This is a genomic window from Myxococcales bacterium (assembly GCA_016703425.1).
Lineage (GTDB): Bacteria > Myxococcota_A > Polyangia > Polyangiales > Polyangiaceae > JADJCA01.
Map to the genome: position 1 here is coordinate 382,459 of JADJCA010000029.1, position 13,674 is coordinate 396,132.

Consider the following 13,674-nt stretch of genomic DNA (forward strand, 5'->3'; position numbering starts at 1 on the left):
GGAAGTGAGCTCCGTCAGCCCTCGAGGCAGAAGGCGAACGTCGCCTCCGACTTCGTTCCGCCTTGCGGCGTAACCGCGACGGTGACCTGCCAGAGTCCGGCCATCGCGAAGTAGAGCTTCGAGACGGCGTAGCGCCCGCCGCCGGTCGGCGTGACCTCCGGGGTGACCGCGCTGCCGTGACCGTGATCCGGCATGAACGGAACAACCGCCACCGACGCGCCCTCGACGGCCTTACCCGCCGCGTCGACGATCTCGAGGGTCATGGCGTTGGTGCCTTTCACCGGCGGGCCCGGCGTCGCCTCGACGATGCGAACTGAGAGCGACGCGGCGCTCTTCGACAGACCGCTCACGTAGACGTCTTTTCGCGAGTCCTTGTCGCACGCGGTGGTGCCGGTGCCGCCTCCGCCGCCGCCATCGGAGCTGCAGGCGACGAGCGTCGCAACGGCTAGCGCAAAGAGGCCTACGGAGCGAACCATGAGAGGCTCTACTGTAGCGCATGTTTGGCGTGTGGCCGCCAGAGACCGAAGTGGCTCTCAGCTCCGCGACCTCCCGCCGCATGCACTTGCGCGAGATGCGCATTCGCCGTGGCCCGGTCCCCTTCTCGATCCGGTTCGCACCAATCGTCACCCCGGAGGACGAACGCATAACCCCCGCCAAGGTCACGTTTCTCTTGGGTGTTGCTCGCGCGAGGGCTCTGGCTCGACGCTTGAATTGCTGACGATCCGAGCGCGAAGAAACGTGCGAAGGGAGTTGAACAATGAGCCGAGAAACGAGGGTGCCCGCACGAGTGACCAGCTTGAGCGACTCGCTGCTGAGGCGGTGCGTGACGGGCCTCTTGCTAGGCGTCGGCCTCGCATCCTTGGCGTGCGGCGGCGCCGCGGATGACCCCCCCGTGGCAGTGCTCGGCGCCGGCGCTCCTGCGGTCGATGGCTCCGCCGGGCCTGGTGAGCCCGCGGCTGGGGCGAGCCCGAAGCCTGATACGGCGCCGCAGACGGTCCCTTCCTCGCGAGCCGACGCGGGGAGCGCTCCGCGCAAGCGCGTCTTCGTCACGGCGGCGACGTTCGAGGGCAACTTGCAACTAGCGGGCAACGCTCCCGACGGGATTGCGGGAGCCGACAAGCTCTGTAAGGCGGCGGCCACCGGCGCCCACCTCGGCGGAACGTGGAAGGCCTTCGTCTCGGGGGTCGTCGGCGGGGTGACTGTGCACGCTGCCTCCCGGATCGCGGACATGAGCCCGTGGCACCTCCTGGATGGCACGGTAGCGGTTGCCTCTGTCGACGAGTTGAGCGCAACACTCTCGCACGCGATCGATCTGGATGAACTTGGAGTGCGCGTCACAAGGACCGCGGAGGCCGCCGTGTGGACCGGAACGCGACTCGGCTCCTTCACCCAAGGCTGCACGGACGTCCACGCGGGTAGTTGGGCCCTCGGCAGAGCTCCTTGGCTCCCCGTTGACCCGACAGCCACGATGGGCGACTGCAGGAAGGCCAACGAGTGGTCGGCCGCCGTGAGCGACTACTCGTTGAGAGGGGTCGACGCCGTAGCTCCCTGTTACAACCGAGCGCGGCTCTACTGCTTCGAGCAGTAGCGATGAGCGCTCGGCCCAGGGCGCTCAGCGGCACGTTCAAGAAGCGATCACCGCGACCGGCTCTCGCACGCGGCGAGGTGCGCCACGGAGCGATTGGGGTCGAGCGACATTGGCGCCAGATGATGGGCGTGTCTCTTCCTAGGTGGGGCCCATGCAAGCGTACGAGTAGGGATCGACGCAGCACTCGCGATCCTGGCTCCCGCGCGGGTAGCCGTCGCAGGGGCTAGGTGGACCGTAGGGGTCGCCGCCGCTCTCCGAGCCCCATCCGCCAAAGCCCCCCGAAGGCGACTGGATGCCGATGCATTGGTTGTACGCGTCGCACTGCCCGTAGCGATCGCACATGTCCTGCAAGTAGGCGCAGTCGCGCGCTTCGTTCCGCGAGCCGTCGGAATTGAAGATGTCGGGCAGGGAGAACGGGTCGTGGTTGCATCCACCAAAGACCTGATACGCGATGACGGCGTTGGCGCATTGGTCGACGGACTTCGCGTAACCAATGGCGAGGCACGCGGCCCGCTCGATGATGTCGCTCACCCGCATGCAGCACCGCAAGAGGTCGCTGCAAGCCATCGTCGACGGCGGCAGCGCCGGAGGCCCCGCATCGGGCTTTCGCGGTCGTGGTCCCGCATCGGGAACCGCCGGCAGCTGCGGTGGTGGCTGCGCCGCCATGGTGCTTGCGCCACTGCTCGGTTCGGCCATCGAAGGCGTGGCCTTCTTGCAACGGGCCATGTTCGGGTCGTCGCGGCAGGTGGTGGGGTTGGGCACGTCGCTGCACGCGATGAACGCGCCGGCGAGGGTCAAGGCAGAGAGGATCCGCAAGGAGGGCGTATGCATGGTCGTGCCCACGCATCAACCAGGCCATCCATCAGGCTCACGGGAAAGGCTCCTTCGCAGCGATTTTTGCGCTGGATCCGCGGGGCTCGCTCGCTTCCTTCATCAGTCCTGGTGACCAGCGGCTCTGGCAGCGCCGCTCCCTAGAGAAGTAGCGCAGGCCGTCTCGTGCCGGCCCCACACATTGCGCGCGAGGCGCCAAAATCCCCCGATCGCAGAACGACAGCTCGCGCTGGAGCGCTCTCTGCTTTGGGCGCGCCGAGATCAGTGCGTGAGCGGCACCCAGTAGGGCCCTCCGTCCCAGCGGTGACGGACCATGCGGCGTGGATTCTTCTCGAGCACGGGGCTTTCGCTCGCACCGCAGGCGCCGCAGTAGAGGTCGAGGTAGTAGATCGCCCCGGCGCCGTCGGCCGGCTGCCGTTGGTTATCGATGCCGTTGAGCTTCCAGCGACCAGCGTCGACGGCGCCGGTGGCGGCCTCCAGATCGCCGTGCGCCTGACGCTCCAGGTAGGCGAAGGTTCCGTCGGCCCGAAGCTCGAGCGCATCGTATTTGCTCTTCGCCTTGCACGAGATCCAAGCGCCCACGAGCTTCGTCGCGAGGTCTTGCGCGGAGGTGGGCTCGTCGACCGAGCCGTGTGGTCCGGCGCACGTTGCGAGCGCGCCGGCAACCTCCGCCGCCGAAAAGGGCGCGAGCGCCACCGGCGGTGTTCCCTGGAGTCCGCCGGTAGTCGGATCGAAGCTGGTGCTCGCGGTGATGGTGTCGCCGCCGCAGGCGAGAGCCAGAGCCGGGAGAAGCGAGAGAAGAGAGACCTTGCGCATGACCGCGGCGCCGAGCAACAGCGATGCCACGCTGGATTCCGCGGCGCCCTCGCCCACGTGCCGCGCCGACCATGATCCTCTGATCGTGGGCGGTGAACGAGCTCGTCATACGACTCAGCGCGGATCGTTTTCGCGCAGTGCCGTCGTTCGGTTCTCACGGTCCGAAGGTGAGCTCCACGGTGACTTCGCCCGAGGCCGGCACTTCGAACTGTGCATCCCGGCAGCGCCGAGGCGCGTCATCGAGCAGACCGTTCGGATTCTTGGGAGCACTCTCAAAGAGGCAAGCCCTCACCGTGCGCGGCCCCGGCGCCACATAGCGGATGTGGTCGCAGTTGCGCGCCGAATCAGGGATGACTTCGGCGGCGCCGCCCGTGCGTCCGCCCCAGACGTAGTCTACGCCGCCTCCCGGGGAGAGTTGGCGGACGTCGAAGGAGGGATCGTCGTGCGTGCCGTCGCCGTCGCAGAGCGTCGTCGTGTAGGGGCTGACCGCCTCCGTGGTGGCCAGCACATCCAGCTCGCGGACGACACCGTTGACCCAGCTGACGACCGCGTAAAGCGGCACGCCCGTTGGGTTGCTGAGAAGAAAGCGCACGGTCCCCGCGGGGACACCTTCGGGGACCTGCCTCGCGTAAGGAGGCGCCGAATTGCTACAGCCGAAGCTGGCAACGACGACGAGCACGAGGATGGGGTATCGCATGTCACGCTGTGTGCAGTCTGCATGCCACACGCTGTTGGTCGAGGTCGGACGCTCCGCTGCTCCGCCGGTCCGCGCGATCTGTGCCACCGCGGGGCACGACGGTCAGGCGCAGAATCGATCAGCGTGGATCGGGAGTGCCCACGCACGCCGCCGACCGTGTCGATGTTGAAGGGCCGCTTGAGCGCCAGCACGGCGCCGCGCCCCTCTGCGGCAACTCACCGCTTCCGAAGCGGACAGCCGAGGGCCTCCGTGCGCTTCGTCGATACCGTGGTCCCGCTCACGAGCGCCGAGAGCGCATCTTTCAGGTAGTGCTTCGCCGACGTCGTGAGGAACGCGCCGTCGGAGTCGATGGCGCCCGAGTAGAGGACCGAACGCCGTGCCTCGGCGTTGGCGGCCGCCTTGGAAGGCTCGCCGAGGACCACCACGTGCGTCGAGTACTCGACCCCGAGGGCGTCGGCGAGGCGCGCCCCGCGGTCGACGACCACGGGGAAGGGAAGGCCACGGGTCCGCGCCGCCTCGTTGACCGACGGTGCGTCGGCACCGACCTCCGACGCGACGCCCACGAAGGCCACGCCTTGGGCGCGAAAAGCGTCGGCGAGCTCCCGCATGCGCGCATCGTGCGCCTTTTGCACGGGGCAGTGCGCGGTGAAGAAGACGAGCACTGTGTAGCGTGCATGATGCAGCCTTTCGAGCGAGGTGTCGCCCTCGGCGGCCACAAGCGGTGCGTTGGGGGCGATAGCGACCGTGTTCCCGGCGCCGCACCCCGCGAGGCTCATCACGAGCGGGGCCATGAAGATAACGAGTGCGCGTTTCATCGGAAGCTCCAGAGGATCGCCAACGAGGAGCCGGCGAGGGTCGGTCGGTTTTCGCCCAGCGGCGGCAAGTCACTGAACACCGTTGAGCGCAGCTTCAAGGAATCGGACAGCGGCACGACCGCGATCACGGCGGCCTGTGTCGTGCGTGTTCCCGTGCCACGCGCCCGGGCGCCGTCGATGGAGGCGTCGCCCTCGGACGCGTGCGAGAGCGAGAGGAGGAGCGACGTCTCGCCCTCGAAGACGTAGCCACCGGCGAGCACGAAGAGGCCGCGGGTACCAAGCGCTTCCCGTTGACCAAGGACGTCCCGTGGGAGGCGGGGCCCGGCCAGCGCGGTCGCGTGCAGGAGCGCTCGACCGAAGGTCTGCTCCACCGACATGCCCAAATCGAACTCGAAGGTGCCGGTGCCGGTCGCGTCGGCGGCCAAGAGGCCGGTGGCTCGGTCGACGGGCCGTCCCGTGGGGAGGAGCGCGCCAGCGAGGAGGGCGATGCCCGGGATCCGCAGTTCGCCGGTGCGGACGAGATCGTAGCGGCCCATGAGCGAGAGGTCGCCAACGCCGCCTCCCGCTTCTCTGCCGTGGGCGCCGAAGCGACGCGTCACGTCGACGGGCGCGAAGGCCGCGACCTGCGCCCGTGGCAGGAGCCGAAGCGCACCGAAGAGGCCGCCTTCGTAGCGTGCGTCGCGCGTGGCCGCGCGCTCAAAGAAGCCGTCCCCGTAGGGGTAAGTGCCCCAGGTGGCGGAGCCCCGGACCTGCAACCCAACGAGCGCCTTGTCGTGGTTGCCCAGCCAGCCGGGGGTGAGGCCGCTGCCCGACGCGCAACACGCCTGCCCGTGCGCGGTCGAGGCGTGGAGACTGGCGGCTACGAGGAGCGCCGCGACGATTGCGGCCCTGAACATGAAAGGTGGGTCAGTGGGAGTGCGCGGCGTCTTCCGCGTGCGCTGCATCGTGGGCATCAACCGACAGGGCTGCGTCTGCGGGAGCGTGCGAGTGTGCTCCGTCGGCGGCGGCCCCGCCGTCGCCAGCGGCCGCGCAAAGGGCCACACAGGTCGCCTTCTTGGGAGCGCAGTCGTCTTCCTTCGTCGCGTTGTGGGCTGCCTCATGGCAGTCGTGAATGGCCCCCGCTCCCACGTCGACCGGGTGGCAGGCGTCGATGATGGCGGTGCACGAGGCGAAGGTGCTCGTGTGGCTGTGGTCGTCGTCGGAGTGGCACGCGCTGGTGAGGGGCACGAGCAGAGCCAGCAACGAAGAGACGGAAAGGGTGCGGATAAGCATGTGACCTCAGGGCGGGGCCGTGTTGCCCCTATGACTCGGGCGGGACCCTACCCCATCAGATGGGCTCCTCCCTGCGGCATGTTGCCGCACGTGCACACGGGGTGCAGCGGCGCTATAGGCAGAGCCGTCATGAGCGAGACCGTTGAGAGACCCGCTGCTCCTTCCGAGCCGGCCCTCGTGCCGTGGCGTTGGCTCGTAAGCCTCCGCTGGGCCGCGGTCTTCGGCCAGCTCCTCGCTGTGGCCTTCGCAAAGGTAGAGGCGCCGGACGCCGTCAGCTTGGCAGGTCCCCTGGCTCTCGTGGGCCTCATGGCCGCCAGCAACGTCGCGCTCGCGGGCCACTTCTTGCGCCAAGAGACCGTGCAGCGGGGCGATCGGGTGCTCGCCGGTGCGCTCTTGGTCGACGTCGCGCTGTTGGCGTCCATCCTTGCGCTGACGGGCGGGCCAGCGAATCCCATGAGCACACTACTCATGGTGCACGTCACGTTGGCTGCCGTGGTGCTTGGGGCGCGCCTCGCCTGGTTGCTCGCGGTGGTCGCCGTTTGTGCCTTCGGAGCGCTCTTCCTTGTCGCTCCCTGCCACGTGCGACACGGCCCTATGCACCTGCAAGGCATGTGGCTCGCCTTCGCGGCCGCCGCGACGACCATCGTGTTCTTCGTGACCCGCCTCGCCGCCGAGCTTCGCCTCCGCGAGGCTCGAATCCTCGAGCTGAACGACAAGAAGGCACGAAGCGACAAGCTCGTCTCTCTCTCTACGCTGGCGGCCGGCGCAGCCCACGAGCTCGCCACCCCGCTCGGCACCATTGCCATTGCGGCGAAGGAGCTTGAGCGATGCCTCGCAACGACGCCGGGCGCCCTCCGTCACGAACTCGTCGACGACACGCGCTTGATTCGTCGAGAGGTAGACCGCTGTCGGAAGATCCTCGATCAGCTTCATGCGCGCGCTGGTGAATCGACGGGCGAGGTCGAGTCGGTCCTCGCGCTCTCGCAGCTCGGACGCGACCTCGTCGATTCGTTGGCGCCAGAGGAGCGGAGGCGCGTCGTGGTCGACGCGGAAGACGCCGACGCGCGCCTTCCGAGGGTCGCCGTGCTTCAAGCTCTGCGCACGCTCGTGCGCAACGGTCTCGAGGCCAGCCACACCGAGGTCAGCGTTTCGCTGTCACTCCGCCCCGGCATCCTGCGGTGCGCCATCGAAGATCGCGGCGAAGGTATGACCGCGGAGGTTTTGGCCCGCGCCGGTGAGCCCTTCTTCACGACGAAAGACGCAGGGCGCGGCATGGGCCTCGGTCTGTTCCTGGCACGCGCGGTTGCCGAGCGTCTCGGTGGGGCGCTTCGCCTTCAGTCTTCGCCTGGGGTTGGCACCGTCGCCTTGTTGTCGCTACCTCGGGGCGACTTGTGAGTGCGGCCGAGGCCCGTTCGATCCTCGTCGTCGACGACGACGACACCTTCCGGGAGCGCCTCATGCGCGCCTTCCGGGCCCGCGGCTTTGACGTCCGCGGCGCGCGCAACGCCGCAGAAGCGCAGCTCTCCGCGGAGCGGGACAGCCCCGAACTCGCCGTGGTCGACCTCCGCATGCCCGATGCTTCAGGCCTCGATGTTGTTCTCACCCTCCGCGCCGTCGACCCGAGCACGAAGGTCGTTGTCCTAACAGGGTACGGGAGCATCGCAACGGCCCTCGAAGCGGTGCGCCGCGGTGCGTGCCACTACCTGACCAAGCCCGTCGATGTAGACGATCTGCTCGCGGCCTTTTCGCGCGACGGCGCCGATGTGGCCGTTGATCTCGCCTCCGAGCCGCCGACCCTCGCTCGTGTCGAGTGGGAGCACATCAACCGGGTCCTCATGGAGAGCGACGGCAACGTCTCGAAGGCCGCGCGCGTCTTGGGCCTTCACCGCCGGTCGCTGCAGCGAAAGCTGAACAAGCATCCCGTCAAACGGTAGAGCTGCGGCCACTTATCGATGCGAGCGCGCCGCGATGACCGAGGCGGCCAAACTTCGTGACAAACGGGACTCGCCCCGATCGCGCGGTGTACGCTGCTCTCGTGGCCGCCTGTCCCAAGTGCACACGGCCGGTGCCTGATGGTCGCCCCGCGTGCATGTATTGCGGCACGCGGCTCTCGGCCCTTGTCCCGTGCCGCCAGTGCGGACGCCCCCTTCAGCCGGGCGCCCCACGCTGCGCCCTTTGCGGCACGCAGCAGCGGGCCACCTCTGAGTTTCGACGACCGACGGCGTCGGAGATCGCCATCGCGCGCGTCGAACTCTTTCACAACGCGGAGAAGGCGCGCGAAAAGGGTCACTTTCGCGATGCGGCGCAGATGCTTGAGGAGGTCGTCACCGTCGACCCGCACCATGGTCGCGCATGGCTCGCGCTCGCCCGCACCTACGCGAGCGCGGCGCAGCCGAGCCTGGGCGTACAGGCGCTGGCGCGCTGCCTGTCGGTGATGCCCGACTTCGACGAGGCGCGCGCCCTGAAGGCCACGCTGGAGGCGAGCGCGGCCCGGCGCACCGGCAGCATGCCCGCAGCCCGGCCGAGCTTGACGTCGGTCCCCGACGCGAGCCCTGACGAGATGTTGCGGCGCGCGAGCACCTTCATCGAGAAGGGCAGACACGCCGAGGCCTTGGCGATCTTCGACGTCTTTCTCACGCAGACCTCGGGCCTGTCGAGTCACCCTTCCGCGGCGCCGCTGCACGTGAGCCGCGGCGTTTGCCTCAAGGTGCTGGGGCGCCTCGAGGACGCGCTGGCGGCCCAAGACGCGGCGCTGCGCTGCGACGACAAGTACGCGCTCGCGTGGGCGAACCGGGGTGACGTCCTCGATGACCTCGGTCGCGCCGGTGAGGCGCTGGCCGCCTTCGACAAGGCGGTCGAGCTCGACGCGGCGAACGCCAAGACGTGGGTGGATCGAGGGACCGTGCTACGGAAGCTCGGGCGCGCCGAAGAGGCCCTCGCGTCCTACGATCGCGCCCTCGCCATCGACGCGCGCGATTCGCTGGCGTGGAACAACAAGGGCAACGCCCTCTTGGGCCTCCAGCGCTACCCCGACGCGGCTTACGCCTACGATCGCGCCCTCGCCGTCGATCCTCGGAACACAAACGCGCGCAACTCGCTCGAGTGGATGAAGGGCAAGGGCCTTCTGACCGGTGCGAAGCCCGCGGCAATCGGCAACGACCCTTCGCCCGCGCGCCTCGACTACACGACCTTTGCCGAGAGCTTCGCCGCGGGCTTCGGTGCGCAGACCCATGTTCATCTCGACTTCTCGCCCGCCAGCGTCATGGCGCTCGATCTGCTCCTCGACCTTTCGGTCCCGGTGCCCGTTGGCGCCGGCGACGAGTGGGCGCCCGATGAGCCGACGAGAAATCTCATCGTCGGCGTGGGCGCCTACCTGGGCGAGGTCTTTCGACGTGTAACCGGCGGAACGTGGGTCGACCGCTGCAACGACAACCCGGCGCCCTACTCGACCGGCGTGGTCGCTCCGGGCAACGAGAGCGTCCTCGTCTTGCCCTTCATGCGCGCGTTCAAGCGGATCAAATACGGTGATGAACGCCTGAGCGCGTACCTCGACGACCTGCGTCGACAGGTCAAGAGCGAGCCGGAGGTGACGGAGGCGCAGGCGTGGGCGGAGCAGGGCGCGAGGGTGGCCGAGAATCGCCTCTTTGACGAAGCCATCGAGTTCTTCGACCGGGCCCTCGAGCTCATGCCGAGGCAGCCGCTCGCGCTCCTCATGAAGGGGCGCACCCAGCTCGCGTTGGGCCACGACGGCAGGCCAGCGCTTCAAGCGTTCCTCTCCCATGCGCCAGCGACCATGGCGGCCGAGATCGAGCTCGCGAGGGCCGCCGCCGACGGTTACAAGGGGGGGCCCAAGCCACCAGCGGGTCGCGCCGTAGCCCCCGGCGCCATGTTGGGCGGAAGCGGCGCCGCCGACCTCTTTCCCATCACCGTCGTCGCGTCGATGATCCCCGAAGGTCGTCTGCTCGTGGCCGGCTGGTATCTCGATGTGCCGCTCGCCTTTGCGCGCAAGTGGGGCGTCGCGACTCACGCTCAGAAGGCGCTCTCGGTGAGCGGCCTCACGCACAGCGGTGACGCTTACGTAGGGCGATTCGAGGCCGACGCGACCGTCATGGGCGACGCTCACCTTGGCGCCGACGACGTTCGCCTCTGGGCGTCCCTGCTCGAGAGCGGCCGCATCGCGAGCCTCACCTTCGTCGGTAACCGCCCGTGGAGCGAAGCCGTCGAGGCGCGTGTGCGCGAGACGAACCGCGCGCTCGATTCGCGCGCCGTTCCGCTCGCGGGTCGCATCACGCTCCGCACGCTCGAAGTGGCGTAGCGCGCGTCAGCAGCCGGAGAAGCTGATTTGCCCTGCGGCGCTGCAGCAGAAGCGGTTGTGCCCTTGGAAGACGCCGCACGCCTGGCGCGGTGACGCGAGGTACGTGCCGGCGAGACCGGCGCGCGAACACGTGACGGCGTCGCTTGTCGGTTGGCCGCTGCGCCACGGGCAAGCCTCCTTCGAGAGGCAATAGCGGGCGATGTTGTTCACGCAGTAGATCTGGAGGTCGTCGTCCTCGTCGCTTTGACCGCCATCGTCGATGCACTTGTCGCCGACGCTCTGCCAGATGAGCCCGGTACCCGTGCACGCGATCGCCGGGTCGGGGGCCGGACCGGGATTCGGCTTCGGCCCGCATGAGCCGGCCGACAGACCGTCGTCGACCTTTCCGTTGCAGTCATCGTCGGTGCCGTTGCACGTCTCGGCCGTGGGGCCACGAGAGCCGCCGCACGGGCCCCACTCGGTGGCTTTGATCTCACTCGCCGAGGTGACGGTGACGCAAGTCTGCGTGCCCATGGCACACGCGCCCACGCCCGCGAGGCTCGGGCTTCCGACGAAGCACTTTTGCGTGGCGCCGGCGGCGCAGCCGCAGCCGTTGTCGACGCGCCCATCGCCGTCTTCGTCGAGGCCGTTGCCGCAGATCTCTTGGCTCGGCGCCGACATCGTCGTGGCCGCCACGCCGGCGTCGCCGGAAGGCCGTAGCGACGGCGGGGCCGTGACCTCTTCCGCGCGTCCCGAGAGGTCGTCGCCGCGGGTCACGCTGTCGCTGCAGGCGGCGGTGAGGAGACCAAGAGACAGCACGAGGAGGGGCCGCGGAGCGAGGCGCATGCACCCTCACTCGCAAGGGGCGCGCCAGTTCGCTGGGCCCGTCGCTCCCGTTCCGCATCAACGACTTGGCGCGGCACGCCGCCCCTCGCGGGGCGGCGTTGCACTTCCTGTTCGTTCGCGCGGTGTGCACCGCGGACCGCGTGACGGGCACGGTCACCGGCGGGCGCGAGCACCCGCCCCGAAGCGAGCCAGACGCCTACTTGCCGATCTCTTTTTCGACGCGGTCGAGCTCCGCCTTGAAGTTCGCGGCGGTGATCTCCTTCGCGGCCTTCTCGTTCGCTTCCGATTCGTTGGGTGTGTCGTCGTCCTTGTCGTCGACCGCTTCAACCTTCGCGGCCTCGGCCGGCTTGGGTGTCGCCGTCGCGGCGGTGGCCTGAGAGGCTGAAGGCGCCGCGCTCGCCGACGGCGTCGGCGTGGCCGCGACCGCAGAGGCGCTGGGCGCGCTGGGGGTGGCGGCCTTGTCGTCCTTCTTGTCGCAAGCGACGGTGAACGAGGCCAACGCGACGGCGGCGAGGCCCGAGAGGAGCGCTTTGGTGACGGTCTTCATTGCTTGTCGCCCTTCTTCTCGGCCTTGTCCTTGTCGCCCTTGCCCTCGCCCTTGCCCTTGCCGTCACCCTTGTGCTCGCCCTTCGGGGGCGCTCCGCCGTCGCCCGCCTTCGCGTCCTTGGCCTCTTTGGGGGGCGCCTTGGCGTTCAGCTCCGCCAGCTTGGCAAAGAACTTCGTGTCGGCCTTGCTGAGGAGGCCATCGCATCGACCGACCGTCGCCATGTCGTTCGCCTTCTCGGCGAAGTGGCGGACGCGAAAGAGCCGCATCGTATGGCGCCAGTGCATCCCAATGACGATGCGCTCCTCTTGCGTCGTCGCCTTGCCGTTGGCGCGAACGGCCTCGCGGATCTTTTTGCGCGTCGTCGAGACGTACGAGTTGCGACGCTCGCGGAGCGAGAGCGATTCGCTCTCGTCCTTCGTGCCTGCGTCGCCCTTTGATGCACCAGGTGCGGGCGTCGTCGGCGCTGACGCCGCGGGGGTGGCCGTTTTCGTTCCGGCGTCGGCGCTGGCGGCTCCCGCCGCCAAGCTCAACGCCAATGCCCATGGGAGAGCGCGTGCGATTTGCATGGTCGCGGAGACTATACGAAGCCTCCGCAGGGCACAGCTTTCCGAGGGGCGGCTCGCGCGAGCCGGCACGTGCTCAGAAGCCGTTGGGCAAGGTCACTTCCACGAAGCCTCGGTGTTTTTCGCAATGGCGCGAAGGCGGCATCACGCCCTTGGGGCACGTCACGAACTCCCCGAGCAGGTAGTCGACGTAGAGGTCCGACGTGTCGCGTCGACGCCCTTCGTGGAGCACGCCATAGGAGTCGACGGCCCGGAAGAACCGGATCTTCGTGTCGTCGTGGAGCGCCGCTTCGCGCGCCTCCGGCGACGCTGCCGCGCCGGCCTTGAGCGCGCCGAAGCCTGGTACGCCGTCGGCCTCGTAGTCCACCATCAAGGTCTCGTGCTCGACCGACTCCACGTCGTCGCCGGGCTCCTCAGGTACCGACCGAAATTCGCCGGAGCCATCGGCGTCGGCGTTCGACGGATAGAACCACGCAAAGGGGAGCGCCGCGCCGGCGTGCAACGCCCGCTGGATGCGACGGAAGAAGACGCGCGTCTCTCGGGCGCTGTTCGCGGTGAAGGGCACGCTGGTCCACGCGTGGGCGCCCGTTCGCACGTCGGGGTTGCCTCCGCGCGCTCGCTTCCCGATGAGCTCCGTGAGCGCGACCACGGGCCGCGAGCCGTCGGGCTTCGGCGCCGCGACGAGGAGCTCCTTGGGCGAACCGATGGGCAGAGCGGCCGCCGCGCCGCTCGTGAAGTTCGTCGCGCCGTCTTTGCCGAACACCTCGGTGATGGCTCGGCTCGTTCGGTCACTCAGTTCGAAGGCGGCGTCGAGCTCGCGCCGCACCAGCGCTCCATTTTGTCGCGACGCCTCTGTGCGAAGCGCTCCATTGGCGAGGGAGGTCGCGAGCGCTTTCTTGGCGCGCTCGACGCTGGTCGCGTCCTTCGTCGCCGCGCCTTGCCCACCGAACCCATGAAAGTCCCGGCGGCGGACGACGCCGTACTTTAGGACGAGCTCGGTGGCGGCGCCCCAGGTACCGCCGCTGTCGAGCTCGTCAACGAGATCACGCGCGGCCTCGCCGACGAGGCGCCCGCGCGTGATCTTCTCGTACCAATCCCAGTAGTCGAGGTAGGCGACGGATAGCGGCTCGGCCACGGCGTCGGGAGCGCGCTCCCGCAGCGCGAGGGTCTCGTGGTGCTCGATCCACGCGGCCGTCGCGAAGAGCCAGCAGTTGCCGGTCTCGCGTTGGTCGCGGACGGCGACCGGCACGCGGTCGGTGATGGCGCCGCTCTCGGAGTCGGCGCTCGCGCCGGTGGCCGAGCAGCCCACCACGAGCGCGCCGACGACGGCGAGGGCGGACCAGCGGAGCATGGCGCCATGTAAGCAAAGGTGAGGCCATCAAAATGGCCCCAGAACTCGATGGAT

15 protein-coding genes are annotated in these 13,674 nt (G+C 68.8%); 4 read left to right on the forward strand and 11 right to left on the reverse strand.

Annotated features, from left to right (window positions below):
• Window positions 1-14 precede the first annotated feature (14 nt).
• The gene (locus tag IPG50_35070) at window positions 15-476 is read right to left on the reverse strand and encodes a FixH family protein (GenBank protein ID MBK6697375.1); all 462 of its coding nucleotides are present in this window, start codon (window positions 474-476) and stop codon (window positions 15-17) included.
• Between the two features lie 320 nt (window positions 477-796).
• Here IPG50_35070 and IPG50_35075 point away from each other — a divergent pair, with 320 nt between their 5' ends.
• Window positions 797-1,588 (forward strand): hypothetical protein, encoded by a 792-nt coding sequence (locus IPG50_35075; GenBank protein MBK6697376.1) that lies wholly within the window; start codon window positions 797-799, stop codon window positions 1,586-1,588.
• A gap of 138 nt (window positions 1,589-1,726) precedes the next feature.
• Here IPG50_35075 and IPG50_35080 read toward each other — a convergent pair whose 3' ends face one another.
• From IPG50_35080 to IPG50_35105, 6 genes are all read right to left on the reverse strand, one after another.
• Window positions 1,727-2,419: a hypothetical protein gene (locus tag IPG50_35080; GenBank protein MBK6697377.1), complete on the reverse strand. Its 693-nt coding sequence runs from the start codon at window positions 2,417-2,419 to the stop codon at window positions 1,727-1,729.
• A gap of 261 nt (window positions 2,420-2,680) precedes the next feature.
• The gene (locus IPG50_35085; protein MBK6697378.1) at window positions 2,681-3,265 is read right to left on the reverse strand and encodes a hypothetical protein; all 585 of its coding nucleotides are present in this window, start codon (window positions 3,263-3,265) and stop codon (window positions 2,681-2,683) included.
• 124 nt (window positions 3,266-3,389) lie between these two features.
• A complete protein-coding gene (locus IPG50_35090) occupies window positions 3,390-3,932 on the reverse strand; it encodes a hypothetical protein (GenBank protein ID MBK6697379.1) in 543 nt (180 codons plus the stop codon).
• Window positions 3,933-4,147: 215 nt separating this feature from the next.
• The gene (locus IPG50_35095; GenBank protein MBK6697380.1) at window positions 4,148-4,747 is read right to left on the reverse strand and encodes a redoxin domain-containing protein; all 600 of its coding nucleotides are present in this window, start codon (window positions 4,745-4,747) and stop codon (window positions 4,148-4,150) included.
• Window positions 4,744-5,643: a hypothetical protein gene (locus tag IPG50_35100; GenBank protein ID MBK6697381.1), complete on the reverse strand. Its 900-nt coding sequence runs from the start codon at window positions 5,641-5,643 to the stop codon at window positions 4,744-4,746. The genes IPG50_35095 and IPG50_35100 overlap by 4 nt, the downstream gene beginning before the upstream one ends.
• Before the next feature lie 10 nt (window positions 5,644-5,653).
• Window positions 5,654-6,019, reverse strand: coding sequence for a hypothetical protein (locus IPG50_35105; protein MBK6697382.1), 366 nt, complete (start codon window positions 6,017-6,019; stop codon window positions 5,654-5,656).
• A gap of 129 nt (window positions 6,020-6,148) precedes the next feature.
• On the opposite strand from IPG50_35105, the gene IPG50_35110 reads away from it, so the two are divergent.
• The 3 genes from IPG50_35110 to IPG50_35120 all read left to right on the forward strand — a co-directional run bounded on the left by IPG50_35110 (window position 6,149) and on the right by IPG50_35120 (window position 10,334).
• The gene (locus IPG50_35110; GenBank protein MBK6697383.1) at window positions 6,149-7,414 is read left to right on the forward strand and encodes a HAMP domain-containing histidine kinase; all 1,266 of its coding nucleotides are present in this window, start codon (window positions 6,149-6,151) and stop codon (window positions 7,412-7,414) included.
• A 62-nt stretch (window positions 7,415-7,476) separates the two neighbouring features.
• Window positions 7,477-7,953 (forward strand): response regulator, encoded by a 477-nt coding sequence (locus IPG50_35115; GenBank protein ID MBK6697384.1) that lies wholly within the window; start codon window positions 7,477-7,479, stop codon window positions 7,951-7,953.
• A 101-nt stretch (window positions 7,954-8,054) separates the two neighbouring features.
• Window positions 8,055-10,334 carry a tetratricopeptide repeat protein gene (locus IPG50_35120; GenBank protein ID MBK6697385.1) on the forward strand — a complete coding sequence of 760 codons (2,280 nt, stop codon included), beginning with the start codon at window positions 8,055-8,057 and terminating at the stop codon, window positions 10,332-10,334.
• A gap of 6 nt (window positions 10,335-10,340) precedes the next feature.
• On the opposite strand, the gene IPG50_35125 is transcribed toward IPG50_35120, so the two are convergent.
• From IPG50_35125 to IPG50_35140, 4 genes are all read right to left on the reverse strand, one after another.
• Window positions 10,341-11,159 (reverse strand): hypothetical protein, encoded by an 819-nt coding sequence (locus IPG50_35125; protein ID MBK6697386.1) that lies wholly within the window; start codon window positions 11,157-11,159, stop codon window positions 10,341-10,343.
• A 196-nt stretch (window positions 11,160-11,355) separates the two neighbouring features.
• Window positions 11,356-11,706: a hypothetical protein gene (locus IPG50_35130; protein MBK6697387.1), complete on the reverse strand. Its 351-nt coding sequence runs from the start codon at window positions 11,704-11,706 to the stop codon at window positions 11,356-11,358.
• Window positions 11,703-12,272 carry a hypothetical protein gene (locus IPG50_35135; protein MBK6697388.1) on the reverse strand — a complete coding sequence of 190 codons (570 nt, stop codon included), beginning with the start codon at window positions 12,270-12,272 and terminating at the stop codon, window positions 11,703-11,705. The genes IPG50_35130 and IPG50_35135 overlap by 4 nt, the downstream gene beginning before the upstream one ends.
• Before the next feature lie 73 nt (window positions 12,273-12,345).
• Window positions 12,346-13,620 (reverse strand): hypothetical protein, encoded by a 1,275-nt coding sequence (locus IPG50_35140; GenBank protein MBK6697389.1) that lies wholly within the window; start codon window positions 13,618-13,620, stop codon window positions 12,346-12,348.
• Between the last annotated feature and the right edge of the window lie 54 nt (window positions 13,621-13,674).

What these genes read in the sequence shown, in the direction of transcription:
- IPG50_35080 (MBK6697377.1), bottom strand. Translation starts at nt 2,419, where the DNA reads ATGCATACGCCCTCCTTGCGGATCCTCTCTGCCTTGACCCTCGCCGGC.
- IPG50_35130 (MBK6697387.1), bottom strand. Translation starts at nt 11,706, where the DNA reads ATGAAGACCGTCACCAAAGCGCTCCTCTCGGGCCTCGCCGCCGTCGCG.
- IPG50_35100 (MBK6697381.1), bottom strand. Translation starts at nt 5,643, where the DNA reads ATGTTCAGGGCCGCAATCGTCGCGGCGCTCCTCGTAGCCGCCAGTCTC.
- IPG50_35090 (MBK6697379.1), bottom strand. Translation starts at nt 3,932, where the DNA reads ATGCGATACCCCATCCTCGTGCTCGTCGTCGTTGCCAGCTTCGGCTGT.
- IPG50_35070 (MBK6697375.1), bottom strand. Translation starts at nt 476, where the DNA reads ATGGTTCGCTCCGTAGGCCTCTTTGCGCTAGCCGTTGCGACGCTCGTC.
- IPG50_35115 (MBK6697384.1), top strand. Translation starts at nt 7,477, where the DNA reads ATGCGCGCCTTCCGGGCCCGCGGCTTTGACGTCCGCGGCGCGCGCAAC.
- IPG50_35135 (MBK6697388.1), bottom strand. Translation starts at nt 12,272, where the DNA reads ATGCAAATCGCACGCGCTCTCCCATGGGCATTGGCGTTGAGCTTGGCG.
- IPG50_35140 (MBK6697389.1), bottom strand. Translation starts at nt 13,620, where the DNA reads ATGCTCCGCTGGTCCGCCCTCGCCGTCGTCGGCGCGCTCGTGGTGGGC.
- IPG50_35125 (MBK6697386.1), bottom strand. Translation starts at nt 11,159, where the DNA reads ATGCGCCTCGCTCCGCGGCCCCTCCTCGTGCTGTCTCTTGGTCTCCTC.
- IPG50_35105 (MBK6697382.1), bottom strand. Translation starts at nt 6,019, where the DNA reads ATGCTTATCCGCACCCTTTCCGTCTCTTCGTTGCTGGCTCTGCTCGTG.
- IPG50_35110 (MBK6697383.1), top strand. Translation starts at nt 6,149, where the DNA reads ATGAGCGAGACCGTTGAGAGACCCGCTGCTCCTTCCGAGCCGGCCCTC.
- IPG50_35095 (MBK6697380.1), bottom strand. Translation starts at nt 4,747, where the DNA reads ATGAAACGCGCACTCGTTATCTTCATGGCCCCGCTCGTGATGAGCCTC.